At 71.7% G+C, this 22,782-nt stretch carries 24 protein-coding genes; 15 read left to right on the top strand and 9 right to left on the bottom strand.

Annotated elements, in window-relative coordinates:
* The first annotated feature begins 202 nt into the window (after positions 1 to 202).
* Positions 203 to 847, top strand: a complete 645-nt coding sequence (locus ACWENQ_RS22290; protein WP_354905890.1) for a ferritin-like fold-containing protein — start codon at positions 203 to 205, stop codon at positions 845 to 847.
* A 370-nt stretch (positions 848 to 1,217) separates the two neighbouring features.
* On the opposite strand, the gene ACWENQ_RS22295 is transcribed toward ACWENQ_RS22290, so the two are convergent.
* From ACWENQ_RS22295 to ligD (ACWENQ_RS22315), 5 genes are all read right to left on the bottom strand, one after another.
* On the bottom strand, positions 1,218 to 1,448 hold the full coding sequence (locus tag ACWENQ_RS22295) for a DUF3107 domain-containing protein (protein ID WP_354905892.1): 231 nt from the start codon (positions 1,446 to 1,448) through the stop codon (positions 1,218 to 1,220).
* Positions 1,449 to 1,534: 86 nt separating this feature from the next.
* The gene (locus ACWENQ_RS22300) at positions 1,535 to 2,155 is read right to left on the bottom strand and encodes a TetR/AcrR family transcriptional regulator (protein WP_449917703.1); all 621 of its coding nucleotides are present in this window, start codon (positions 2,153 to 2,155) and stop codon (positions 1,535 to 1,537) included.
* A gap of 59 nt (positions 2,156 to 2,214) precedes the next feature.
* Entirely contained in the window at positions 2,215 to 2,421 is a 207-nt protein-coding gene (locus ACWENQ_RS22305) for a hypothetical protein (RefSeq protein ID WP_452415885.1), read from the bottom strand.
* Between the two features lie 35 nt (positions 2,422 to 2,456).
* A complete protein-coding gene (gene ligD / locus ACWENQ_RS22310) occupies positions 2,457 to 3,329 on the bottom strand; it encodes a non-homologous end-joining DNA ligase (protein ID WP_452415887.1) in 873 nt (290 codons plus the stop codon).
* Positions 3,326 to 4,222: a non-homologous end-joining DNA ligase gene (ligD, locus tag ACWENQ_RS22315; protein ID WP_449917696.1), complete on the bottom strand. Its 897-nt coding sequence runs from the start codon at positions 4,220 to 4,222 to the stop codon at positions 3,326 to 3,328. Before ligD (ACWENQ_RS22315) ends, ligD (ACWENQ_RS22310) begins: the two co-directional genes overlap by 4 nt.
* An 83-nt stretch (positions 4,223 to 4,305) precedes the next feature.
* Here ligD (ACWENQ_RS22315) and ku point away from each other — a divergent pair, with 83 nt between their 5' ends.
* The 10 genes from ku to ACWENQ_RS22365 all read left to right on the top strand — a co-directional run bounded on the left by ku (position 4,306) and on the right by ACWENQ_RS22365 (position 15,359).
* On the top strand, positions 4,306 to 5,133 hold the full coding sequence (gene ku / locus ACWENQ_RS22320; RefSeq protein ID WP_452415889.1) for a non-homologous end joining protein Ku: 828 nt from the start codon (positions 4,306 to 4,308) through the stop codon (positions 5,131 to 5,133).
* Positions 5,134 to 5,207: 74 nt separating this feature from the next.
* Positions 5,208 to 6,104 (top strand): alpha/beta fold hydrolase, encoded by an 897-nt coding sequence (locus ACWENQ_RS22325; RefSeq protein ID WP_452415890.1) that lies wholly within the window; start codon positions 5,208 to 5,210, stop codon positions 6,102 to 6,104.
* A 41-nt stretch (positions 6,105 to 6,145) separates the two neighbouring features.
* Positions 6,146 to 7,327 (top strand): adenylyltransferase/sulfurtransferase MoeZ, encoded by a 1,182-nt coding sequence (gene moeZ, locus ACWENQ_RS22330; protein ID WP_449917691.1) that lies wholly within the window; start codon positions 6,146 to 6,148, stop codon positions 7,325 to 7,327.
* A gap of 263 nt (positions 7,328 to 7,590) precedes the next feature.
* Entirely contained in the window at positions 7,591 to 8,310 is a 720-nt protein-coding gene (locus tag ACWENQ_RS22335) for a hypothetical protein (RefSeq protein ID WP_452415892.1), read from the top strand.
* Positions 8,304 to 9,506, top strand: coding sequence for a S8 family serine peptidase (locus ACWENQ_RS22340; protein WP_452415893.1), 1,203 nt, complete (start codon positions 8,304 to 8,306; stop codon positions 9,504 to 9,506). Before ACWENQ_RS22335 ends, ACWENQ_RS22340 begins: the two co-directional genes overlap by 7 nt.
* A gap of 207 nt (positions 9,507 to 9,713) precedes the next feature.
* Positions 9,714 to 10,535, top strand: coding sequence for a hypothetical protein (locus tag ACWENQ_RS22345; RefSeq protein ID WP_449917684.1), 822 nt, complete (start codon positions 9,714 to 9,716; stop codon positions 10,533 to 10,535).
* Positions 10,529 to 11,695 carry a S8 family serine peptidase gene (locus ACWENQ_RS22350; protein WP_452415895.1) on the top strand — a complete coding sequence of 389 codons (1,167 nt, stop codon included), beginning with the start codon at positions 10,529 to 10,531 and terminating at the stop codon, positions 11,693 to 11,695. Before ACWENQ_RS22345 ends, ACWENQ_RS22350 begins: the two co-directional genes overlap by 7 nt.
* A gap of 72 nt (positions 11,696 to 11,767) precedes the next feature.
* Positions 11,768 to 12,103 carry a hypothetical protein gene (locus ACWENQ_RS22355; RefSeq protein WP_354905909.1) on the top strand — a complete coding sequence of 112 codons (336 nt, stop codon included), beginning with the start codon at positions 11,768 to 11,770 and terminating at the stop codon, positions 12,101 to 12,103.
* A complete protein-coding gene (locus ACWENQ_RS22360) occupies positions 12,097 to 12,417 on the top strand; it encodes an MGMT family protein (RefSeq protein ID WP_354905911.1) in 321 nt (106 codons plus the stop codon). Before ACWENQ_RS22355 ends, ACWENQ_RS22360 begins: the two co-directional genes overlap by 7 nt.
* Positions 12,418 to 12,506: 89 nt before the next feature.
* Positions 12,507 to 15,359 carry a CDP-glycerol glycerophosphotransferase family protein gene (locus tag ACWENQ_RS22365; RefSeq protein ID WP_452415897.1) on the top strand — a complete coding sequence of 951 codons (2,853 nt, stop codon included), beginning with the start codon at positions 12,507 to 12,509 and terminating at the stop codon, positions 15,357 to 15,359.
* Positions 15,360 to 15,445: 86 nt separating this feature from the next.
* Here the strand turns inward: ACWENQ_RS22365 and ACWENQ_RS22370 are convergent, their stop codons facing one another.
* Entirely contained in the window at positions 15,446 to 15,811 is a 366-nt protein-coding gene (locus ACWENQ_RS22370) for a GntR family transcriptional regulator (RefSeq protein ID WP_449917677.1), read from the bottom strand.
* Complete coding sequence (locus tag ACWENQ_RS22375) at positions 15,805 to 16,794, bottom strand: hypothetical protein (protein WP_452415898.1); 990 nt, start codon at positions 16,792 to 16,794, stop codon at positions 15,805 to 15,807. Before ACWENQ_RS22375 ends, ACWENQ_RS22370 begins: the two co-directional genes overlap by 7 nt.
* Before the next feature lie 168 nt (positions 16,795 to 16,962).
* Here ACWENQ_RS22375 and ACWENQ_RS22380 point away from each other — a divergent pair, with 168 nt between their 5' ends.
* On the top strand, positions 16,963 to 17,574 hold the full coding sequence (locus ACWENQ_RS22380) for a YdeI/OmpD-associated family protein (protein WP_452415899.1): 612 nt from the start codon (positions 16,963 to 16,965) through the stop codon (positions 17,572 to 17,574).
* Between the two features lie 134 nt (positions 17,575 to 17,708).
* On the opposite strand, the gene ACWENQ_RS22385 is transcribed toward ACWENQ_RS22380, so the two are convergent.
* Positions 17,709 to 18,653: a GNAT family N-acetyltransferase gene (locus tag ACWENQ_RS22385; protein ID WP_452415901.1), complete on the bottom strand. Its 945-nt coding sequence runs from the start codon at positions 18,651 to 18,653 to the stop codon at positions 17,709 to 17,711.
* 213 nt (positions 18,654 to 18,866) lie between these two features.
* On the opposite strand from ACWENQ_RS22385, the gene ACWENQ_RS22390 reads away from it, so the two are divergent.
* Positions 18,867 to 19,025, top strand: coding sequence for a hypothetical protein (locus ACWENQ_RS22390; protein ID WP_449917669.1), 159 nt, complete (start codon positions 18,867 to 18,869; stop codon positions 19,023 to 19,025).
* Between the two features lie 121 nt (positions 19,026 to 19,146).
* Here the strand turns inward: ACWENQ_RS22390 and ACWENQ_RS22395 are convergent, their stop codons facing one another.
* Positions 19,147 to 19,686, bottom strand: a complete 540-nt coding sequence (locus ACWENQ_RS22395; RefSeq protein ID WP_449917666.1) for a CGNR zinc finger domain-containing protein — start codon at positions 19,684 to 19,686, stop codon at positions 19,147 to 19,149.
* Between the two features lie 88 nt (positions 19,687 to 19,774).
* Here ACWENQ_RS22395 and ACWENQ_RS22400 point away from each other — a divergent pair, with 88 nt between their 5' ends.
* Together ACWENQ_RS22400 and ACWENQ_RS22405 are read left to right on the top strand one after the other, a co-directional pair.
* The gene (locus tag ACWENQ_RS22400) at positions 19,775 to 20,968 is read left to right on the top strand and encodes an MFS transporter (protein WP_452415902.1); all 1,194 of its coding nucleotides are present in this window, start codon (positions 19,775 to 19,777) and stop codon (positions 20,966 to 20,968) included.
* A 43-nt stretch (positions 20,969 to 21,011) separates the two neighbouring features.
* A complete protein-coding gene (locus ACWENQ_RS22405) occupies positions 21,012 to 22,622 on the top strand; it encodes a DUF885 domain-containing protein (RefSeq protein WP_452415903.1) in 1,611 nt (536 codons plus the stop codon).
* Positions 22,623 to 22,782 lie beyond the last annotated feature (160 nt).

The raw sequence follows: 22,782 nt of genomic DNA on the forward strand, positions 1-22,782 counted from the left end.
TCGGGCCGAAAACATCCCCGTGCCTGGGTCCTCGCGGTAGAGCCTGCCCTCTCGCGTCATCAGCGACCGCAGGCCCGGAAGTGGGGGTTAGCGGGAGCGAATCTCCCGGATTAACACAGTGCGGTCGCACTTTCACAGAGCAGTGTACTCGATACCACAACGCAGGCCGAGATTCATTATGTTCCCGAAGTACGCTGCCTCCATGACAGATTCCCCGGGTGTCGTCGATCTTCTCGGCGTGCTGGCCTACGCCGAGCTCACCGCCTTCCTCCGGCTGGCCGAGGACGCGGCCCAACTGGCCCCCACGCTGACCGACCGGGCCGTGCTTGGCGAGCTGGCGGTGGCCGAGTACGCGCACTTCCAGCTCCTGCGCGACAAACTGGTCTCCCTCGGGGTCGATCCTGACAAGGCGATGTCGCCGTTCGTGGACGCGCTGGACGACTGGCACGCCAACACCGCCCCGGGCGACTGGCTGGAGGCGCTGGTCAAGGCGTATGTCGGCACGGGGATCGCGCTCGACTTCTACCGTGAGGCGGCCAGGCACCTCGACCCGTCCATCGCCGGGCTGGTCGACGAGGTGCTGGCCGACCAGGGCCGGTCGGCGTTCGCGGTGGAGCGGGTGCGGTCGGCGGTCGAGGCCGACCCCGCGCTGGCGGGACGGCTGGCGCTGTGGGCGCGCCGGCTGGTCGGCGAGGCGCTCAGCCAGGGGCAGCGGGTGGCGGCGGCGCGTCCTGAGCTGGCCCTGCTGCTGGTCGAGGCGGTGCCCGACGACCAGGCGGAGATCTCCAGGCTGTTCGCGCGGCTGACCGAGGAGCACGGCAAGCGGATGGCGGCGCTGGGCATCTGACGGCCTCGCGGGGCGGGAGCGCCCGGGCGCCGGGCTTCACGGTGAGAGAGAGCTGACCGGGTACGCGCATCGGGCGGCGCGAGAACGCGGACGGTTGTACCGTGCCAGATATGAGGGCCTCGCGCCGCTACAGCAGCTCTATGACCAGATGTGGACCGAATCGCTGGGCCTCGCGCGCCGTACTCCGGCGGGAGAGCGCGGGCTGCCCCACCGGAGAGCCGAGGCGGGAGCACGTTCCCCGGCGGCGGTGGCCACCCCGATGCCGTCTCGGTCTCCAGGCCCGGGAGCCCCGTCCGCGGCCCTGACGTAAGAAGGGGACCGCCCAGGGGTACGGCGGCGCCCGCCGTACCCCGACTGTCATGGGGCCGCCCTACATGGTGCCGCCGAAGCCCACCGGCCTCGTCTCGTCCTCGCCGATCTCGACGAACCCGATCGAGATCACCGGGACGATGACACGCCTGCCCTTGACGTCGCTGATGGCGAAGACGCCCCGGTCGGCGGCGAGCGCGTTCCGGATCTCCTCCTCGACCTGATCGGCCGACAGGTCGGTCTCCACAACGATTTCGCGGTGTACGGAGCGTACGCCGATCTTGATTTCCATCGTGCTCCTCTTCAGACGGGCCAGCTCATCCCATCGTCACCCGTCACGGGGGAACGGGAAGCACTGATCGCCCCGAGCGAACGCGGTTAAGCCGTACGCGGAAAACCGCTGATGCCGCGCCAGGCGAGCCTGGCCATGAGCTGTTCGGCGGCGTCCTTGGGGATGGAGCCGTGCTGGGTGATCCAGTAGCGGGCGCTCACCTCGGCCATGCCCACGAGCCCGACGCCGAGCAGGTGCGCCTCCTCGCTGGAGCAGCCGGTGTCCTCCTGGATCACCTGGCTGACCATCTCGGCGCACTCGCGCAGCGACCGCTCGACGCGCTGCCGTACGGGGGCGACGTTGCGCAGGTCGGACTCGAAGACGAGCCTGAAGGCCTCACCCTGGCTGGAGACGAAGTCGAAGAAGGCGCGGAAGGTGGCCTGGACGCGGAGCTTGTTCTCGTTGGTGGAGGCCAGGGCCTCGCGCACCCTGTTGACCATGTCGTCGACGTGGAGGTCGAGCAGGGCGAGGTACAGCTCCAGCTTGCCGGGGAAGTGCTGGTAGAGCACCGGCTTGCTGACCCCGGCACGGTCGGCGATCTCGTCCATGGCCGCCGCGTGGTAGCCGTTCTCCACGAACACTTCCTGCGCGGCGTTCAGCAGCTGGCGCCGGCGGGCGAGTCGGGGCAGCCGGGTGCCCCGGGGCTTGGCGTCCGGGGTTGCTGTCACGCGGGTCTCCTAGGGGACGGATGCTGTGTGCCCGCACATCCTACGCACGGGTAACCAGGTCAGCGGTAGTCATCGTCGTCATCGTCGCCGACGGTGCGGTCCTGTTCGAAGGCGTCGGCCGGGTCCACGTCGAAGGGATGTTCGTGACGGACGTCGAGATCCTCCTCGCGAAGCGTCCTGAGCTGTTCGGCCGCGTCGGCTTCGGGCACCTCGATCGACAGCGTGGGAGGTACCTCGATGGAGAGCTCGGCCTCGTTCTGCGACATTCCCATCCCCCTCTCGTTACCGGACGGCTTCCACCTTACGCCTGGCCGAACAGGTCGCCGTGTTGCTCCACCCTGGCCAGCGCATCGGGCGCGGTGAAGACCAGCTCGTCGGGGTTCTCGCAGTCCTCGACCTCCGTCCAGAGCAGCGGGGTGGAGACCGTCGGGTGCGGTCTGGCGCGCAGCGAGTAGGGGGCGACGGTGGTCTTGGCCGGGTTGTTCTGGCTCCAGTCGATGAAGACCTTGCCGGGCCTGAGCTTCTTGGTCATCACGCTGACGATCTGGCGGGGATGTTCCTTCTCCAGGCGCTGGGCGAGCTCGCGGGCGTAGTGCGAGGGCTCGACCCGGTTGTCCCACGCGGCGTACAGCTGCATGCCCTTGTTGCCGCTCGTCTTCGGCCAGGCGGTCAGCCCGTCGGCGGCCAGCGCCTCGCGCAGCAGCACGGCGACCCGGCAGCAGTCGACGATCGTGGCGGGCGGTCCCGGGTCGAGGTCGAGCACCAGCAGGTCGGGCGGGAGCGGCTTGCCGTCCTCGCCGACCTTCCACTGCGGCACGTGCAGTTCGAGCGCGGCCAGGTTGGCGTAGTAGGCGAGCGAGGGGAGGTCCTCGATGACGGCGAAGTCGATGGTCTCGCGGTTCTTGGTGCTGCCCGGCACGGGCAGCGTCACGACGCGCAGCCACGAGGGGGAGTGCTGGGGCGCGTTCTTCTCGAAGAAGAAGCCGTCGTCGACGCCGTTCGGATAGCGCTTCACGGTCAGCGGCCTGTCCCGCAGATGCGGCAGCAGGACGGGGGCGATCCTGGTGTAGTAGTCGATGACCTCGGCCTTGGTGAAGCCGGTCTCGGGGTACAGTACCTTGTCCAGGTTGCTGAGCGTCAGCCGGCGTCCGTCGACCTTGACGGGAACCTTCACAGGGTCACCTCTGCCGGAAGCTTGTCGGGTCGCAGGCCGCGCCACACCGGGTGCCGCAGCCTGCGGTCGTGGGTCCACATCGTGTAGGCCACCTCCCCGACCAGCTCGGGTCTAACCCATCTGGCGCGTCCCGGTACCTCGCTGGAGAAGGGGCTGTGGGGCACCTCGAGCGGTTCGAGGAGCGCCAGCAGGCGCGCCAGCGCCGCGTCGGTGAACCCGGTGCCCACGTGGCCGACGTAGCCGAAGCCCTCGGCGCCGAACATCCCCAGCAGCAGCGACCCGATGCCGCCGGCGCGCCGTCCCTTGCCCGGCTTCCACCCGCCGATCACCACCTCGGCGCTCTCGTGGTGCTTCACCTTGATCCACCACGGGGAGCGCACCCCCGCGCGGTACGGCGAGTCGAGCCGCTTGGCGATCACGCCTTCGAGCCCCTGCTCCAGCGTCGCGGCCAGCAGGTCGGAGTCGCCAGGGAAGCAGGGCGGCGCGCCGATGTCCAGCTCGTCGAGCAGCGCCCTCCGATCCCTGTACGGCAGGTCGAACAGCGGCCGGCCGCCGAGGTGGAGCAGGTCGAAGGGTAAGAAGGTGACCGGCACCCGGTGCACCAGCGCCGGGCTCGGATCGCTGAGGTGCATCCGCCGCTGTAACCGGGAGAACCACGGCCGCCCGTCGGGGCCGAGCGCCACCAGCTCGCCGTCGACGACGGCCTGGCCGAGCCCGAAGCCCGCCGCCGCCCGGCACACCTCGGGATACCTGCTGGTGTAGTCGGTACCGTGCCGGCCCGTCACCCTGCATCCGCCCGCCGCCAGATGGACGAGGGCCCTGATGCCGTCCCACTTCACCTCCAGCCCGTACTCCTCGCGGTCGGCCGGCAACGGCCCTGGTACGGCGAGCATTGGTTCGATCGGATATGGCATCGGATCGCCCATGAGGGGTATGTGCCCATGAGGACAGCCCGCTATTTCTCCTGGAGTGCCCCATGCGCAGCATCTGGAAAGGTGCGATCTCCTTCGGGCTGGTGACGATCCCGGTCAAGCTCTACTCGGCGACGGAGCAGAAAGACGTCACCTTCCACCAGGTGCACCGCGAGGACGGCGGCAGGATCCGTTACAAGCGCGTGTGCACGGTCGACGGTGAGGAAGTGCCCTACTCCGACATCGCCAAGGGGTACGAGCTGCCCACCGGCGAGATCGTCGTGCTCACCGACGAGGACTTCGAGGAGCTGCCGCTCAGCACCTCGCGGCGGATCGACGTGCTGCAGTTCACCCCGGCCGACCAGATCGACCCGATCTACTTCGCCAAGTCCTACTACCTGGAGCCCGACTCGCAGGGCGCCAAGCCGTACGTGCTGCTGCGTGACGCGCTGGAGAACTCCGGACAGGTCGCGGTGGTCAAGGTGGCGTTGCGGCAGCGCGAGTCGCTGGCCACGCTCCGGGTGCGCGAGGGGGTGTTCGTCCTCGAGACGATGCTGTGGCCCGACGAGATCCGCAAGACCGACTTCGGCTTCCTGGAGGAGGACGTGGACGTCCGGCCCCAGGAGCTGAAGATGGCCGAGTCGCTGATCGCCACGATGGTGGCCGACTTCGATCCCGGCGAGTACCGCGACGCCTACCGCGAGGCGCTGCAGCAGGTGATCGAGGCCAAGGTGGCGGGCAAGGAGGTCATCGCCGCTCCCGAGGGCGAGGAGGAGGCGGGCCCGGCCGTCGACCTCATGGCCGCGCTGCGGGCCAGCGTCGAGGCGGCGAAGAAGGAGCGCGGCGCCACCACGAAGAAGGAGCCGAAGAAGAAGGCACGCAAGTCCGCCTAGGGTGCTCCATGTCCGTTTCGGGCTGACCACGCGACAAGCGGGTTATCGTCGAGGAAACGGAAGGGGGACGAGCGGTGACCGAACCCATCGCGCGCTGGCCCGGCAGGATGGTCGGCGACGTGCACGTGCGCTCCACGCCTGAGGGCGGCTCCGAGCAGGCGGTGTTCGTGCACGGCCTGGCGGGCTCGGCCACCAACTGGACCGACCTCATGGGAGAGCTGCGCGACCTGGTCACCGGCCACGCCATCGACCTGCCCGGCGCCGGCTACTCGCCCGCGCCCGCCGACGGCGACTACAGCGTCGCCGCCCACGCCGCGGCGGTGATCGGTCTCATGGAGCGGACCGGCCCCGCCCACCTGTTCGGCAACTCGCTCGGCGGGGCCGTCTCGGTGACCGTGGCCGCCACCCGTCCCGACCTGGTGCGCTCGCTCACCCTCATCTCGCCCGCGCTGCCCGACCTCGTCCCCCGGTACGGCCCGGCGCGCGTGGCCGCCTCGGCGACCCCACGGCTCGGCGAATGGGTGGCCGACCGGCTGCGCTTCGTGCCCGCCGAGCAGCGCGTCAACGCCTCGCTGGCCATGTGCTACGCCGACATCTCCCTGGTGCACCCGGTCAGGCTCCGGGAAGCGGTCGAGGAGCTGCGCAGGCGGGACGGCCTGCCGTACGCGGGCAGCGCGCTGATCGGCTCGGCGCGCGGCATCGTCACGGAGTACTTCAGACGCGGCGAGCGGAACCTGTGGCGGCTGGCGGAGGGGGTGACCGCGCCCACCCTGATCATCCACGGCCGCAAGGACCGGCTCGTCCGGCCCGCCATGGCCAGACGGGCGCTCAGGGCGTTCCCTCAGGTCAGGCTCGTCCTGCTGCGTGACGCCGCGCACGTCGCCCAGATGGAGGCGCCCAGGGCGGTCGCCGTGGAGGCCCGCCGTCTGATCCGTGAGACGCGATTGGGGAATGCCCCACTCCCGAGCTAGGTTTCAGTGGAGATAGGACCCCTAATCGGGAGCGTAGAACTGTGTCGTTGCCACCTCTGGTCGAGCCGGCCGCCGAGCTGACCGTCGATGAAGTGCGCCGCTACTCGCGCCACCTGATCATTCCCGACGTGGGCATGGCCGGGCAGAAGCGGCTGAAGAACGCCAAGGTGCTGTGTGTGGGCGCGGGGGGCCTCGGCTCGCCGGCGCTGATGTACCTCGCCGCGGCGGGCGTCGGCACGCTGGGCATCATCGACTTCGACGTCGTCGACGAGTCCAATCTCCAGCGTCAGATCATCCACGGTCAGTCCGACGTGGGCCGGCCCAAGGCCGAGAGCGCCGCGGCGACGGTCCGCGAGATCAACCCGCTCGTCGAGGTCGTCATCCACAACACCGCGCTGTCGACCGAGAACGTGATGGAGATCTTCTCCGGCTACGACCTCATCGTCGACGGCACCGACAACTTCGCCACGCGGTACATGGTCAACGACGCGGCGGTGCTGCTGGGCAAGCCGTACGTCTGGGGCTCGATCTACCGCTTCGACGGCCAGGCCAGCGTGTTCTGGGCCGAGCACGGCCCGTGCTACCGCTGCCTCTACCCCGAGCCCCCGCCCCCCGGCATGGTGCCCTCGTGCGCCGAGGGCGGCGTGCTCGGCGTGCTGTGCGCGTCGATCGGCTCGATCCAGGTCAATGAGGCCATCAAGCTGCTCACCGGCATCGGCGACCCGCTCGTCGGGCGGCTGATGATCTACGACGCCCTGGAGATGAAGTACCGCGACGTCAAGGTCCGCAAGGACCCCGAGTGCGTGCTGTGCGGCAAGAACCCGACGGTCACCGCGCTGCTCGACGACTACGAGGCGTTCTGCGGCACGATCTCCGACGAAGCGGCCGAGGCGGCCTCGGGCTCGACGATCACCGCGCAGGAGCTCAAGGCGATGCAGGACGGCGGGGAGAACATCTTCCTCATCGACGTCCGCGAGCCGAACGAGTACGAGATCGTCTCCATCCCGGGCGCGACGCTGATCCCCAAGGGCGAGTTCCTGAACGGGTCGGCCCTGGAGAAGCTGCCTCAGGACAAGCGCATCGTCCTGCACTGCAAGTCGGGCGCCCGCTCGGCCGAGGCGCTGGCCGTCGTGAAGAACGCCGGCTTCTCCGACGCGGTGCACGTCGGCGGCGGCGTGCTGAGCTGGGTCAAGACCGTCGACCCCAGCCTTCCCACGTACTAGCGGCCGGGCCGCGCGACCGGGGACACCGCGCCGCGGTGTCCCCGGTCCCGTTCACGGCACGGTGCGGCCCGACTGGGCGAGCGGCCTCGAGCGCGCTCGCGTGCTTCGACAGCACCGGGTCGCTCACCCCCAACCTGATCGCGCACGAAGGAGAACTCCGCCTCCTCCGAGGCCGCGGGCAGCGAGACGATCCGGAGTCTTGCAGGGACGCGTATGACAGGGTTGAGGGGATGTCGCCGGGCGCTCCGCATTAAGGTCGAGTTGTGAGCAACCGACGAGCATGGCCGTCGCTGGTCGTGACGTCCGCGTTGGCGCTGATCTGCGCAATCACCGCGGGCGTCGCGGCGAGCGCGTCCGGCGCGGAGCTCACCAGAGGGCCCACGCAGGCCGAGCTCGAGAACGCCGCCGAACGCGAGGTCGCCGAACGGTGGCACAGCTGGCCGGCAGGCAAGATCTTCCCGGCCACCCTGCCCTACATCGCCGAGCAGGGCGGCCAGGAGCGAGCGCGCCGCGTGGGCATCGCCCGCTCGACCGGCTGCGCCGGCGCGGTCGACACGAAGGCGGCCGCCGCGCTGCGCAAGGCCGGATGCAGGGGCGTGCTCAGGGCCACCTACCTCGACGCGCTGCAGGGCGTCGTGGTGACCGTGGGCGTGGTCGCGCTGCCCGACGAGCTGCGTGCCGTACGGGCCAAGAAGGTCTTTCCCATCTCGGGGCGGCCGGTGCCGGGGCTGCGGCCCGTGGCGTTCGAGGGAACCGTGACCGACCGGTTCACCGCGCAGGGACGCCAGGCAGGCTCCGTACGGCAGGCCGGCCCCTACCTCGTGCTGACGACCGCGGGCCAGGTGGACGGCAGGCCCGCGCGAGCCGTCGGCGAGCAGCGGCCCGCCGTGTTCGCCTTCGCCGCCGACCTCGGCGAGCGCGTGCTGGCCGAGCTGAGCACGCCGCGGGTGCCGCAGTGCGGGGCCAAGGGGTGGCGATGCTGAGGCGGCTGGGCGTCGCCGTGGCGCTGGCCCTGTTGGTGGCGCCGGTCGCGCACGCCGACAGCGTGCGAGACAGCCAGCAGCAGGTGATCGACACGCTGCGACTGCCGGAGGCGTGGCGGACCAGCAAGGGAGCGGGCGTGCTGGTGGCCGTCCTCGACTCGGGGGTCGATCCCGCCCACCACGACCTGGCCGGTTCGGTGACGGTCGGCGCCGACTTCACCAAGGGCGCCAACCCTCCGAACGTGCAGCCGCTGCGGCTGCACGGCACCTACATGGCCTCCCTCATCGCGGGGCACGGCCACGGGCAGGGCAACGGCGACGGGGTCATCGGCGTCGCCCCGCGCGCCAGGATCCTGTCGGTCAGGGTGATCCTCGAGGACGAGGAGCCGGGGTTCGGCGAGTTCAACACCGCCAAGCGCTACGAGGACGTGGTGGCCAAGGGCATCCGCTACGCCGTCGACCAGGGCGCGCAGGTGGTCAACATGTCGATCTCCAAGGAACTCGCCACCCAGCAGGAGCGCGAGGCGATCCGCTACGCGATCTCCAAGGGTGTCGTGCTGGTGGCGGCGGCGGGCAACGAGGGCGCGCGCAAGCCCGAGGCCAGCGGGTACGCCCCCTACTCCTATCCGGCGGCCTTTCCCGGGGTGGTCTCGGTGGCGGCGACCGATCGGGGGCTGCGCCGGGCGTCGTTCTCCAACTGGAACCCCTCGGTGCTGCTGGCCGCGCCCGGTGTCGACATCCTGGGCGCGGGGCCGGGCAACGAGTACTGGGTGGGCAAGGGCACCTCGCAGGCCAGCGCCCTGGTCTCGGGTGTCGCCGCACTGATCAAGGCCAGGTATCCGAGGATGTCGCCGGCCCTGGTGTCGCAGGCCATGACGCTGAGCGCGTCCAGGCGCCCGTCCGGGGGCTACGACACGGGCACGGGCTTCGGCGTGGTCGACGCGGCCGGAGCGCTCGCCGAGGCGGGCAGGCTGGCCGGCCACACGCACACGGCCCGAGGGAAGGACGCCTACGATCCGGACCGGCCGCTCGGCAGGGCCGCCGCGCCCATCCAGGTGATCCACCGGGATCATCGCCGGATCGTGGTCTTCGGTTCCATCGCGGTGGCCGCGGCGGTGGTGGCGCTCGCCGCCGTGCTGGTGATGGCCGCACTGGTCAAGCGGACGCGCAGGGCAGACCATCACCAAGAGGCATGATCCGCGTCCGTAGGGGGACGAATTACCTATGAGAAACGCACAAAAGGGGCCGTCACCGCCAGGGTGAGCTCACGTTTCTCCTGGGCGAGAACCAAGAATGAGTGAGGAGCGGTGGGGGACACGTCAGGGAGGGCACGCAGGCGGCCCGTGTCCGGGCTACCTCGATCGGGACAGCCGGCGCGGAGCGGATCGCCGCTCGGCGCCTCTGTGACCCGGCGCTCCCGCGTGCGCTCGTGGCCCTCGGCCACCGGCCGCAGGGACGGGCAGGCGGCGAAGGATCGGGCCGAGCTCGCGGCGCTGGCCCGCGGCGTCAGGTTCCGCACGATGTTCCTCGGCCTGCTGGGCGCGATCGTGACGCTGTCCGCCGTGGTGGTCCTGCTCGGCACCACGGGCCTGTTCGCCGAGTCCAGGTCGCGCCCGCTGACCGCCGCCGAGCAGACCCGGTACAAGCAGGAGGAGGTCGCCCGGCGGTGGCAGGCGTGGCCTGCCACGGGAGTCTTCCCGGAGGAGGTCGCCTACCAGGGGCTCGACCAGGCCCAGCAGTACGCCAGGAGGGTCGGCATCGCGCCCGAGGCCGGGTGCTCGGCGGCGACCGACAGGGCCGTGGCCAGGGTGCTCGAAGAGCACGGCTGCCTGACCGTGCTGCGCGCCACCTACGTCGACCAGAGCGCCATGTTCGTCTTCACCGTGGGCGTCGCGGTGCTGCGGGACGAGGAGTCGAGGGCGGCGGCGACCGAGGAACTGACGATCGACGACCGCGTGGGCGTGCTGCCCGTCGCCTTCCCCGGCACCGTGGCCGAGCGGTTCGGGCTCGACCAGCGCCAGCGCAACGGCTGGGTGGGCGCGGGGCCGTACATCGTCTTCTCCGCCGCCGGCTACACCGACGGCCGCACCCGCGCCGCCATCCCCGCCGAGGAGATCCTGCACAGCGAGCTGTGGTCCGCGGCCAAGTCCGTGAGCGGCCAGATCGCCTACTTCCTCGCCGAACCGCCCAAGGTTCCGCGCTGCACCCAGGGGAACGCGTGCTGACGGTCGTGCGGTCGCTGCTCGCGGCCATCCTGGTCCTGTACGGCACAGCGGCGCCCCCCGAGCGCGAGCAGCAGCGCTGGGTGCTGACCGCGATCAACGCCGAGCAGGCCTGGCCGGTGAGCAAGGGCGCGGGCGTCACCGTGGCGGTGATCGACAGCGCCGTCGCGCCTGGCACGACCGGCCTCAAGGGCAAGGTCACCGTCGCCCCCGACATGTCGTCGCCGACGCTGGAAGCGACAGCAGCCGTCCCCGGCGAGCACGGCACCGCGATGGCGGGGCTGATCGCCGCCTCAGGGGACAGGGGCGGCTTCATCGGGGTCGCCCCTCGGGCCCGGATCCTGTCGGTCCCGATCACCGTGGACGAGACGCTGGGCGGCGACGTCGTCCCGCCCCAGGAGGATCTGCTGATGAGCAGGGAGAGCCCGCTGGCCAGGGCGATCCGTTACTCCGTCGACCACGGCGCCAAGGTCATCAGCATGTCGATCGGCACGTACGGCGTGCAGAGGTCCGAGCGTGAGGCCGTCGCCTACGCCCTGGACAGGGGTGTGGTGCTCGTCGCCGCCGTGGGCAACGACGGCGAGACCGCCTACGCCAGGGCCAACAGCACCTCCTACTGGACCTTCCCGGCCGGGTACCCGGGTGTGATCGGCGTGTCGGCGGTCGACCGGCAGGGCAGGCGGGCCGCCTTCAGCAGCGACAACGCCTCCGTCATGATCGCGGCGCCGGGCGTGGACGTGCCCGTGCTCAGGAAGAACGGCGCGCTCGGCTCCGGCAAGGGCACCAGCGTGGCCGCGGCGCTGGTGGCGGGGGTCGCCGCGCTGGTCAAGTCGCGGTACCCGAACCTGCCGCCCAGCACGGTCACGCAGGCCATCACCAGCAGCGCCCGTGCCCGGCCGTCCGCCGGCTACGACGACAAGGTGGGTTTCGGCGTGGTCGACGCGGCCGCGGCGCTCGACCGGGCGGGAGAGCTGTCCGGCCGGCAGCGCGGCGTGCCCGTGCCCGAGGACAAGCACTTCGGCGCGGGGAAGAAGGCGCCGCTGCCCTCCCCGCCGGGGCCGAGCCCGTGGCGGATGTGGCTGTTCGGCTCGGGCGTGGTGATCGGGCTCATCGCCTTCGGCGGCGCCGTCATGCTGCTGAGCCAGCGCAACAAAGGACGATGAAACGGGCTTTTCTGTCATAGATTTCGCAAGGTGCCCCAGGACTTGTGGGGATCATGAGTATGCTCCCGCCTCATGAGCTACGAGCTGCACGTGGAGCGTGAGTCTCCGCTCGCCTTCGCCGAGCTCGCGAGAGCGATAGCGCCCGCCGGGTTCTCGCTGCGCGAACCCGGGGAGATCCTGGCCGGGAACGAGCACCACCCCGTCGCGCGCTGGCGCGACCGCGTCGTCGGCACGCCCGCCTCCGACTGGGACGTCGCCCAGCTCGTCCGGCTGGCCGCGGTCCTCGGCGGCCGGCTGCGCGGCGAGGACGGCGAGCACTACTACCTGCGTGACGGCGTCATCGAGGTCGACGGTGACGCCATCGGCAAACTCGACGAGATCCTCGCCGCAGGGCCCGCCGCGTGGTGACACCGTACGGCGAGCGGGTGCTCGACCTCGTCGAACGCATCCCGCCCGGCCAGGTCATGTCCTACGGCGACATCGCCGAGTATCTCGGTGAGGGCGGGCCGCGGCAGGTGGGCACCGTGATGTCGACGTGGGGCGGCGGCGTGCCGTGGTGGCGCGTCGTGCACGCCGACGGAACCGCCGCATCCGGCCTGGTCGACCGGGCACTGCCGCACTGGCGGGAGGAGGGCACGCCGCTGCGTGGCGAACGCGTGGACATGCGCGATGCCCGATGGCTGCCTACAGAGGACTTTCAGGAACCAACTGACCTGGCATGACACCCTTTTTGCGGATTTACGGTATGTGACGCGCATTACCATAGCGAGGGACTGCCCACCGTTCCCGGGTCCGAAAGGCGGTGCCCTTCATGGCCACCCCAACCGGCGATGTCGTCGCCGAGCGCCTGAAGGTTGTCCAGGACCTCTGTGACCGGGGGGAGCCGCTCGACGCGATCATGCGGACCGTCCGGGCAGGAGGCCTGCCGGCCACCGAACGACGCGCGTTCGACGCCGCGGTGCTCAGCGGCTCGCTCGGGCCGCGCTTCGACCAGGCCGTCAAGCGCGGCGCCGCCCGCAGGCGCGAGCTGGTCAACCTGTTCAAGCCCTACCTGGCCGAGGTCGACGCCGAGGTCAAGCGCGCACTGCCCGTCGAGCGCCGCCTCGCCTACCACCTCGTCGAGCACCGTCCCGACGCGGAGCTGATCGACGGCGACACCCTCACCAAGGTCGTCACGGCCGCCGCCGAGCCGTCCAAGCGCATCCGCAGGGGCCTGCGCTGGTACGCCGACCTGCCGTTCGCCGACGAGCTGCCCGCCGACCTCTACCGCCTGCGCCGCTCCGACCTGGTGCCGGTCACCCAGATCGACGACATCGTCTGGGAGAACGGCCGGCTGCGCGTCGACGGCTACGCCTACCTGGCCGGCCTGTCCGTGCGCAGCCGCCGCTTCAACCGGGCCACCGTCGTGCTGCGCGGTCCCCGCTGGCTGCCGCCCGTCCGCATGCGCACCCGCCGCACGCTCGCCCCCGAGGCCACCCACGCCGCGCGCGAGCCGGGCTGCAACTACGACTGGTCCGGCTTCACCGCCACCCTCAGCCCGTGGCCGCTGCGCTGGCGCGCCTCGCTGCGCGCCGTCGTGTCGGCGGTGCGGCGCAAGATGCGCCACCGGCCCGCCGTCCAGGACACCACCACCTGGCGGGCCGAGATCGTCTTCTGGTCGCGCGGCGCGCGGGCCACCGGCCTGCTGCGCGGCGCCTCGCTCGGCAGGACCGAACGGCCCGCCGGGCTGCGCGTCAAGCCGCGCTGGTGGGTGCGCCCCGTGTGGACCTCCGACCGGGCGCTCCAGGTCGTGCTCCAGCCGAACCGGGCCGAGCTGACCGGGGTCCGGCTCGACGGCGAGCGTCTCGAACTGACCGTCTTCCTGCCCGGACGCACCTGCACCAAGGGCCACGCCAGGCTGGGCGGCCACCGCATGGCGGCCGAGTTCCACCCCGTCGAGGGCGGCACCAACGTCACCGTGGCGCTGGCCGTACCGGCTCTGCTGCAGGAGAAGGACGGCCGGAGGCTGTGGGTCGAGCCCAAGGGCGACCCGGCGGCCTCGGTCATGCTCGGCGACTCCCTGGAGGAGACCAGGGCCACCGTCGGCGACAGGGAGATCACCGTGCTCGGCGACCGGCGCGACCGCGTCGTCGTCTCCGCGCACCGGATCAGGCCCGTCATCACCTCCGCCACCTGGGACGGACCCGTCCTCGAACTGCGCGGCGAGTACCCGGACGCCGAAGGGCCCCGTCGCCTGTCGATGCGGCACCGCTCGGGGCTGATGTTCCACGCGGACATGACCCGCACGGGCCACCAGTTCACGGTACGGCTGACGCCGTCGGAGACGGAGCGGTTCGGCGAGCGGATCCCGATGCCCTCCGGCACCTGGAACCTGTCCGTGCGCCACCCCACGGGCGAGATCGTCCCCGCGCGCATGGCCCACGGCGCGCTGCCCACCCTCGACGAGACGTGGCACTCCTTCTCCGGACGCGGCTACCGGTTCGTCTCCACCCGCTTCGACGTGCCCGTGCTGATGGCCGAGGAGACCCGGCCGGCCGACGAGAAGGGCGTGGCGGGCACCCACGTGCTGCGCCGCGTGTTCTACCCGGCCCAGCGCGGCGAGCCGATCCAGGAGGCGACCGTCTACGTCGTCAACGACGGCCGCCACTACGCCGACAGCGTCCGTGCCATCTACGAGGAGCGGCTGCGCCGCGGCGACGACCGCGAGCACATCTGGATCGTCAAGGACGGCGCCTTCGTCCCGCCCGGCCCGGCCACCGTCGTCCGCGCGGGCAGCAGGGAGCATCACGCCGCGCTGGCACGTTCCCGACACATCGTGACCAACGCCTTCCTGCCCGCCTGGTTCAGGGCGCGCGAGGACCAGGTGGTCCTGCAGACCTGGCATGGCACACCGGCCAAGCGCATCGGCAACGACCTGCCCCACATGTCGCGCGACCCGCGCCCGCCCGTCTGGCACCGGCAGGCCGCCGAAGTCCGCGGCTGGGACGTGCTGCTGTCGCAGTCGCCGTGGGCCACGCCCGTCCTGCGGGAGGCGTTCGGCTACAAGGGCGAGGTGCTGGAGAGCGGGCTGCCGCGCAACGACGTCCTCACCTCGCCGGACAGGGAGGTTCTCGCGGCGGCCATACGGCGGCGCCTCGGCCTGGCCGAAGGCAAGAAGGTCGTGCTGTACGCGCCCACCTGGCGCGACTACGACAGGAAGAACAGCGCCATCAAGCTGGACCTGTCGCTGGCCAGGGCCGAACTCGGAGCCGACCACGAACTCCTGGTGAGGGCGCACCCGATGCAGGCCATGCCGGTCGTGCCCGCGGACGTCGCCCACGACGTCACCACCTACCCCGACATGTCCGACCTGCTGCTGGTGGCGGACGTGCTGGTCACGGACTACTCCTCGTCGATGTTCGACTTCGTGGCCACCGGGCGGCCGATCGTGTTCCTCGCCTACGACCTGGACAAGTACGCGGCGAAGCGCGGGCTGTACCTGGACCTCGCCGAGCAGGCACCCGGACCGGTGCTGTCGCGGTCGGCCGAGGTGGTGGAGGCGCTGCGCTCGATCGACACGGTGGCGGCGGCGCACGCTGACCGGTACGAGGCGTTCAGGGCCACGTACGCCCCCCGCGACGACGGCAAGGCCACGGCCCGCGTCGTCGACCACCTGTTCTCGTAGGGTTCCCGCGGAAGGGCCTTGGGCACGCGCCCGGGCCCTTCGCGCGTTCCTCCACCGTGTGACATCGCGGATGCGCGACGGCGGCGTCAGTCCCGCAGGCTGTGGAGCGCCTGCCGGGCCGCGGCGAGCGCCTCCTCGTCAGAGGCTCCCGCCTGCCGGGCGGCCTTCGCGAACTCCTCGGCCGCCGCCGCGAGGCGCAGCCGCAGCTGGTCCGCCGTACCTGAGATGACGGCCGTACGGCCGCGCCGCAGTTCGACCAGGCCCTCGTCGCGTAGCTGCTGATAGCCCCGCAGGACGGTGTGCAGGTTGATGCCGAGGGTGGCGGCCACGTTGCGCGCTGAGGGCAACCGGTCTCCGGGCCCCGCCGTACCGCCGGCCAGCGCCGCGCGTACGGCGCCCGCCACCTGGTCCGCCAGCGGCTGGGCCGACGAGAAATCCACCGTGATCAGCATGAGCCCGTCTCTTCGCGTCGTTGCCTGGTGAGCCAGCCGTTGACCAGCGCGGCCGCCGTGTCCGCCTCCGGGGTGGAGTACACGAACGAACGGTCGTCGGCGAGCGAGAGCACCAGCACCGGCCCCCTGCCGCTGACGGCCCCCCAGCCGTGCTCCCGGTCGTCCAGCTTGTAGCGGCCGGCGGGGGCCTCGGGCCTGGCCTCGGCAAAGCGTATCCGCGCCCACGGGACGGTGCGGCGCAGCCGCAGCCAGGGCAACGTCATCGTGACGCCGGAGCCGTCGATCTGCAGACGGGTACGCGCCTGCGCCGTCTCCACCACCGTCCACAACGCCAGCAGGGCCACGCCGAGCCATCCGGTGTACGCCTGGACGGCCACCCACACGGCCGCGGCCGCCAGCAGAGCGCCGATCAGCAGGCTGCGAACCGACCAGGCGGAGGTCACGAACATCACCCGCTGCCACGGGCCGATCGCCATGGCGTTCACGTGCGGGGGCGGGGCGCTCCTGGCCTCGGGGTGCGCCGGCGACGGGCCCGCCGCCATCCATCCGAGCGCGAAGGCCCCCAGGGTCCCCGCGATCTCGACCGTCACGGGCCGGCCCGGCGGCGCCGCGTCCCCGAGGACGTCGACCAGCCCCAGCGACCAGGTCATGAAGGCCACGGGGATCGTGAGACCGACCACGAAGCCGATCGCCACCAGGAGGCGCTGCACCACGGGCACCCGCCAGTAACGCAGGAACGTGATGACGAGCAACGCCTCCATCCACACCATCACGCCGAAGACCGGCTGCGCGGACCAGTCCCGCCAGGTGAACTCGATCCTGGTGTCGAAGCTCCAGTGGTTGACCGTGACCCGATCGGGCAGGCGCTCGCCGAGCAGACCGACGAGGAGCATGGGGACGATGAACACCAGCAGTGGACCGAGCACCGTCAGGACCAGGCGGCGAGGACGCCGCTGCGCGGCGAAGTCCGTGGATGGGGACACCGGCCACCTCCAAGTGTTTGCTTTTGACTATAACACTGCTAACAGTTTGGCGAGCGGAACGGACCGGTGCGAACTCGGGACGTCAACTTCCCCGACAAAGTGCTCATTCGGTGAGCACTTTGCGGCGGAGGATAGGACCTGTCACGGACCGAAGGAAAGGGCCCACCCATGTCGCGAGCACCCATCACCAGCAGCGCCGGCGACCCCGAGCGGGCGATGCTCTTCGCGGACGCCGCGGGGTGGGAGACGTGGCTGGCCGAGCATCACGACGCCGGCGGCGGGGTCTGGCTGAAGATCGCCAAGAAGGGGTCGCCCGTCGCATCGGTCACGATCGCGCAGGCGCTGGAGGTCGCGCTGTGCTACGGCTGGATCGACAGCCGGCGCAAGTCCTGTGACGAGCACGTCTACCTGCAGCGGTACTCGCGCCGCCGGAAGGGCAGCCCCTGGTCACGGGTGAACGTCGAGCACGTGGAGCGGTTGACCGCCGCGGGGCGCATGCGTCCGCCCGGTCTCGCGGAGGTCGCCACGGCCCGGGCGGACGGCCGCTGGGAGGCGGCGTACACCGCGCAGCGCGACGTCACCGTCCCGGCCGACCTGGCCGAGGCGCTGGCGGCGGAACCGGAGGCCGCCGCCCGGTTCGAGGCACTCGACAAGACCGGCCGCTACCTGCTGATCCTCCCGCTGCTCAAGGCCAGGACGCCGGCCGGGCGGGCCGTTCGCCTGCGGACGGCGATCGCCGGCCTGGCTGGGCCCGGCGGTCGGCTCCCGGCGAGCGACTGATCACCGGGCGGCCGGGCCACCGGGCCACGGCGTGCGGCCGGTCGCGCGGTGATGCGGCTGACGTGGCATGCGGGAAACGGCTCGGGTGAAGAGCGTGCGGCGACCGGCGGGTGCCGGCCGCCACGGGAAGCGGCTCAGGTGAAGAGCATGCGGCGGCCGGACACGCGGTATCCGGCCCGTTCGAAGACGGCCGCCATGGGCGCGTTGCCCGCGTCGGTGTTGTCGTTGATCTCCGTCTCTCCTTCCTCGGCGAACAGGTGCATCGCCTCGGCAAGCAGGTCGAAGGCATAGCCGTTGCCGCGATGGCGATGGTCGACGCCGATGTAGCCGACGGTCGCCGACTTCGCGTTCCTGGTGGGCATGACCATCCCCACGAGCGCGCCGGACGCGTCGTGGGCCAGCCGCCACCGGCCGCGTCCACCGGGCATGTCCGCGAGCAGCGTCATCGTCTCGGCGGCCACCTCGCGCGGCGTCCTGGTGAGCAGCTCGCGGCTGTCCCAGGCGTCGAGGCTGCCGATCAGGACGTTCGCCAGGAGGTCGAGCAGCACCTCGTCGTCCGTGACGGGGCTGAACGTCAGCCTGGCCGGACGGGACGGCAGGCCGTCCTCGCGCTTCCAGGTGAGGTTGAGCCGTTCCACGTGGAAGTCCAGGCCGGCCAGCTCGGCCGCCTTGGCCCGCGCGTCGGCGTCGGCCCTGGCGTCGGGACGCTCGCGCCAGTCGGCGGGCAGGAAGAGGTGGTATTCGGGCCGCCTGCCCAGCGGGGAGTGGTAGCCGGGTGGGACGAGGGCGGCGTAGGCGGCGCGGAGCAGGGCGGCGCCCGTCTCGACGGTGTCGAAGTCGAAGAAGTCGAGGGCCCACGGGTGCTCGGCGTCGGCCGGGCCCCAGAACGCGGCGCGGGCGACGACCTCGTCGCCGCGCTGGGCGATCCAGACCCAGGCGGGCCGGTACTCGCCATCGGCCGCGAGCTCGGCGAAGGTACGGCTGCGCCGGCCGACGCCGGAGTCAGGAAGGCGGGTGACGCGGTCGAACAGGGGGAACTCGCGCTCGTCGGTGAGAGCGCGAAAGTCGGTTTCGGTCAAGGGATCTCCTTGCGGGAGCGCTCCCTCAGGCGGACACCCGTCCGGAGGGGGAGCACGACGACATGGCGGACGACATGCGGTTCCTCACCTCCTCCGATCGATCATTGCCCGGACCCTAGCGGCCTGCCGCCGTCCGGCGCAACAGGGGAATGCGCCGTGCGTTCCAGGGGTTGAACGCATCTAGTTTAAGTTTCAATTAGATCGGAGCTCGTCGTGAACATGGGACACATCCTGATGCTGCTCGTGGGCGTGCTGGTCGTCGGCGGCATGGGCGCCGCCCTGATCGCGCTCGTCCACTCCGGGGTCCGCGCCGGCGAGTGGCCCGTGGAGAACAGGCGTCGCGTCGTCTGGCGCGGTTTCGTCGTCCGTTGAGGCCCGCGGCGGCCGCATGCCGGTCAGCGGGGACGGCGAGCGGCCTCGCGGTGGTTAGACGGGCGTGCCCACGGCCGTGCCGCTGCCCGCCTGACCCGGCGAGAGTCGTGCCGTGGCCGGATCAGCCGGAGGCTCGTGCGCGGAAGGCGGCGGCCTTGGCTCGGTTGCCGCATCCGCGCATGTCGCACCACCGCCGCGTGCGCCGGTGCGAGGTGTCCACGTACAGCCGGGTGCAGGGGGCGGCCTCGCACTCCCTGACGCTCGCCGCCTGGGCCCCGCCGAGCAGGTCGATCGCCGCCCTGGCGGCGGTGGCGAGGGCGGCGGCCACGTCTCCCGCGCGCGCCACGTCCCCGGACGGGAGCAGCCGCACGTCCGGGAGCCGCCCCCCGGCGGCCTGGTTGACCAGGTCGAGGTCGGCGGGCTCGAACCCGGCGCCGAGCCGTACGGCCGAAGCCAGCCGGTAGATCGCCTCGCGCAGCGCCCTGGCCCGCGCCAGGTCGTCCGCGTCCGCGGCGGGCGGGGCGTCCAGCAGCCCGGCGGCGACCGTCCACCGGGCCAGGTCGGCGGGCGTGCTCAGCAGGTCGACGCGCTCGTTGCGCCGGTGGCCGACCGTCCCGGCGAGGTCGAGGCCCAGGTTCCCGCTGACGAAGGTGAACTCCACGAACCCCATAGTAACCGACTTGACAGGTTAGTTTGTGGCCTGCGACGGTCAGATAACCGCCTTTGCCGGTTATTACAGGGAGCTGATCGTGCCAGGACCCAACCACCGATGGATCGTCCTGTCGCTGGGTGTCGCCGCGCAGGCGAGCTTCTCAGCGATGTTCTCCGGGCTGCCGGTCACGGGGGTCACGATGCGCGCCGACTACCACCTCTCGACCGGCCGGCTCGGACTGGTCCTGGGCGGTCTGGGGCTCGGCGTGGCGATCTCCGAGATCGGGTGGGGACTGCTGACCGACAGGTACGGCGACCGCCGGATCCTGCTCACCGGCCTGCTCTCGACGGGGGCGCTCATGGCGATGATGGCGCTGGTCCCCCTTCACTCCGTGGCGGCGCTGGCCGCCTGCATGGTGGCCGCGGGGGCGCTGGGCGGCAGCGTCAACGGCTCCTCGGGACGGGCGGTCATGACCTGGTTCGCCGACGGGCAACGCGGCTTCGCCATGAGCGTGCGGCAGACGGCGATCCCCGTCGGCGGCGCGGTCGGGGTCGCCCTGCTGCCGTGGCTGGCCGAGGCCCACGGCTTCGCGCTGGTCTACGGCGTGCTGGCCGGGTTCTTCGCGCTCACCGCGGCCGCCACGTGGCGCTGGCTGCCCGCCGCCGAGGTCGCCGCCGTCGTGCGCGAGCGTTCCGCCTCCCCGCTTCGCCGCTGGGACGTCTGGCGTTTCGCGCTGGCCGGCGGGCTGCTGACGGTGCCGCAGTTCGCCGTGCTGGCCTTCTCCGCGATCTTCCTGCACGACGTCAAGGGCGAGGGCATGGCGCTGGCCGGCCTGGTCGTACTGATCGCGCAGCTCGGTGGGGGCGCGGCCAGGGTGTGGACGGGACGGCTCAGCGACCGCGGCGGCGACCGCCGTACCATGATCAAGGGGATCGGCGTGCTCATCGCGGTGGTCATGGCGGGCGCCGCCGTCCTCACCCACGCGCCCACCCCGCTGACCGTCGCCGCCCTCGCGCTGGGCGGGCTGCTGGCCAACGCGTGGCACGGCGTCGCCTACACCGAGATCGCCGTCATGGCGGGTCCGGGACGTGAGGGCGCGGCTCTCGGTCTGGAGGGCACCACGCTCTTCGCCGCCGGCTTCCTCACTCCCGTCCTGATCCCGGTCGTGCTGGCCGCGACGTCGTCGTGGACCGTCGTCTGGGCACTCGCGGCCCTGGCGCCGCTCCTGGCCGTACCGCTCATCCCCGGCTCCCCGAGGCGGATGGCGGCGGTCGAGGCGCCGGCGGCCTGAAAAGAACATGCCCACCAGGGGCCCAGTCGGTACGGTTGCCGAAATGACCCCCATTTTCCGGCTTTGTGATGAATACGTCACCAGAGCGGCTCAGCTCGACCCCATCGATGCCGTCTACCTCGGAATCACCGGCGACTTCGGCGTGGCCACCGACTACAGCCCCGAGGGACACGCCGCCAGGCACGAGCTGACCAGGTCCACGCTGGCCGAGCTCGACACCCTCAGGCCCACCTCGGCCGACGACCGCCGCGCCGCCGACCACCTGCGGGAACGCCTGCAGGCGCAGGCCGCGTGGTTCGAGACCGGCGAGCAGTACCGCGACCTGCGCAGCCCCTTCGGCATGCTCTCCTCGGTGCGGGACAGCGTCGACCTGCTGTCCACCGGCGACGACGACAAGTGGCGCGCGGTGGCCGCGCACCTGGCCGCGGTGCCGGAGATGCTGGCGAGCTGGCGGGCCTCGCTCGACGAAGGTCTGCGCAGGGGACTGGTGGCGGCACGACGGCAGGCGGTGGAGGGCGCGGCCCAGGCCGAACAGTACGCGGGCACGCACGACGACCTGGTCGCCGCCTACGGCGACGGGCCGCTGGCCGGCGAGCTGGCCAAGGCCGCCGCCCAGGCCCACCAGGGCTACGCGGACGCGGCCCGCTACCTCCTGCGGGAGTACGCGCCGCGGGCCGCCGAGCACGACGGCGTCGGCCCCGAGCGCTACGCCGTCGCCGCCCGGCAGAACCTCGGCGCCGACATCGACCCGCTCGACGCCTACGAGTGGGGCTGGGCCGAACTGCACAGGATCGAAGAGGAGATGGCCGAGGAGGCCCACGCCATCCTGCCCGGCGCGAGCGTCGACGAGGCGATCGCGCACCTCAACGAGACGCAGTACGTCGAGGGCGCCGAGGCCTTCCACGCCTGGCTCAGGGACAGGCACGACTTCGCCGTCGAGGCGCTGCACGGCACCCACTTCGACATCGCCGAGCCGCTGCGCACGGTCGACGTGAAGCTGCTGCCAGGCTCGACGGCCGGCGCGCCGTACTACACGGGGCCGAGCGAGGACCTGACGCGCCCCGGCCGCACCTGGTGGCCGGTGGGCGGGCGGGAGCGGTTCGCCACGTGGAACGAGCTGTCGGTCGTCTTCCACGAGGGCGTCCCCGGACACCACCTGCAGATCGGCGCGGTCGCCGTGGCGGGTGACCGGATGTCGCGCTTCTCGAAGTTCTCCTGGGTCAGCGGGCACGGCGAGGGCTGGGCGCTGTACGCCGAGCGGCTGGCCGACGAGCTGGGCTGGCACACCGAGCCGGGCACCCGCATGGGCATGCTGGCCGAATCGGCCCTCAGGGCCGCGCGCGTCGTGATCGACATCGGCGTCCACCTGGACCTGCCGCTGCCCGACGGCTCCCGGTGGAGCTTCGAGAAGGCCTGCGAGACGCTGCGTGACCGTGGCCGCGCGCTGCCGCACAGCGTCCACGCCGAGATCGTCAGGTACTTCGGCTGGCCCGCGCAGGCGATCAGCTACAAGCTGGGCGAGCGGGCGTGGCTGGAGGCGCGTGCCGAGGCCGCCCGCAAGCCGGGCTTCGACCTGAAGCAGTGGCACACCGCCGCCCTCAACCTGGGCCCGATCGGCCTGGGCAACCTCAGCGCCGCACTCCGCGAGATCTGACGTAGGGGAAACGGAGGGGAACGGGCGCGGTCCCTCGTGTCCGGCGGGGGACCGGCCTGGCCGGACGCGTGGCGCCGGCTCGACCAGTGCCGATGGAGCCCTGCGTGCCGTACAGATCGGCAGGAAAGCGGGCGTGTCGGAAAACGGGCGCGACGATTTC

It is taken from the genome of Nonomuraea sp. NPDC004354 (genome assembly GCF_053602555.1).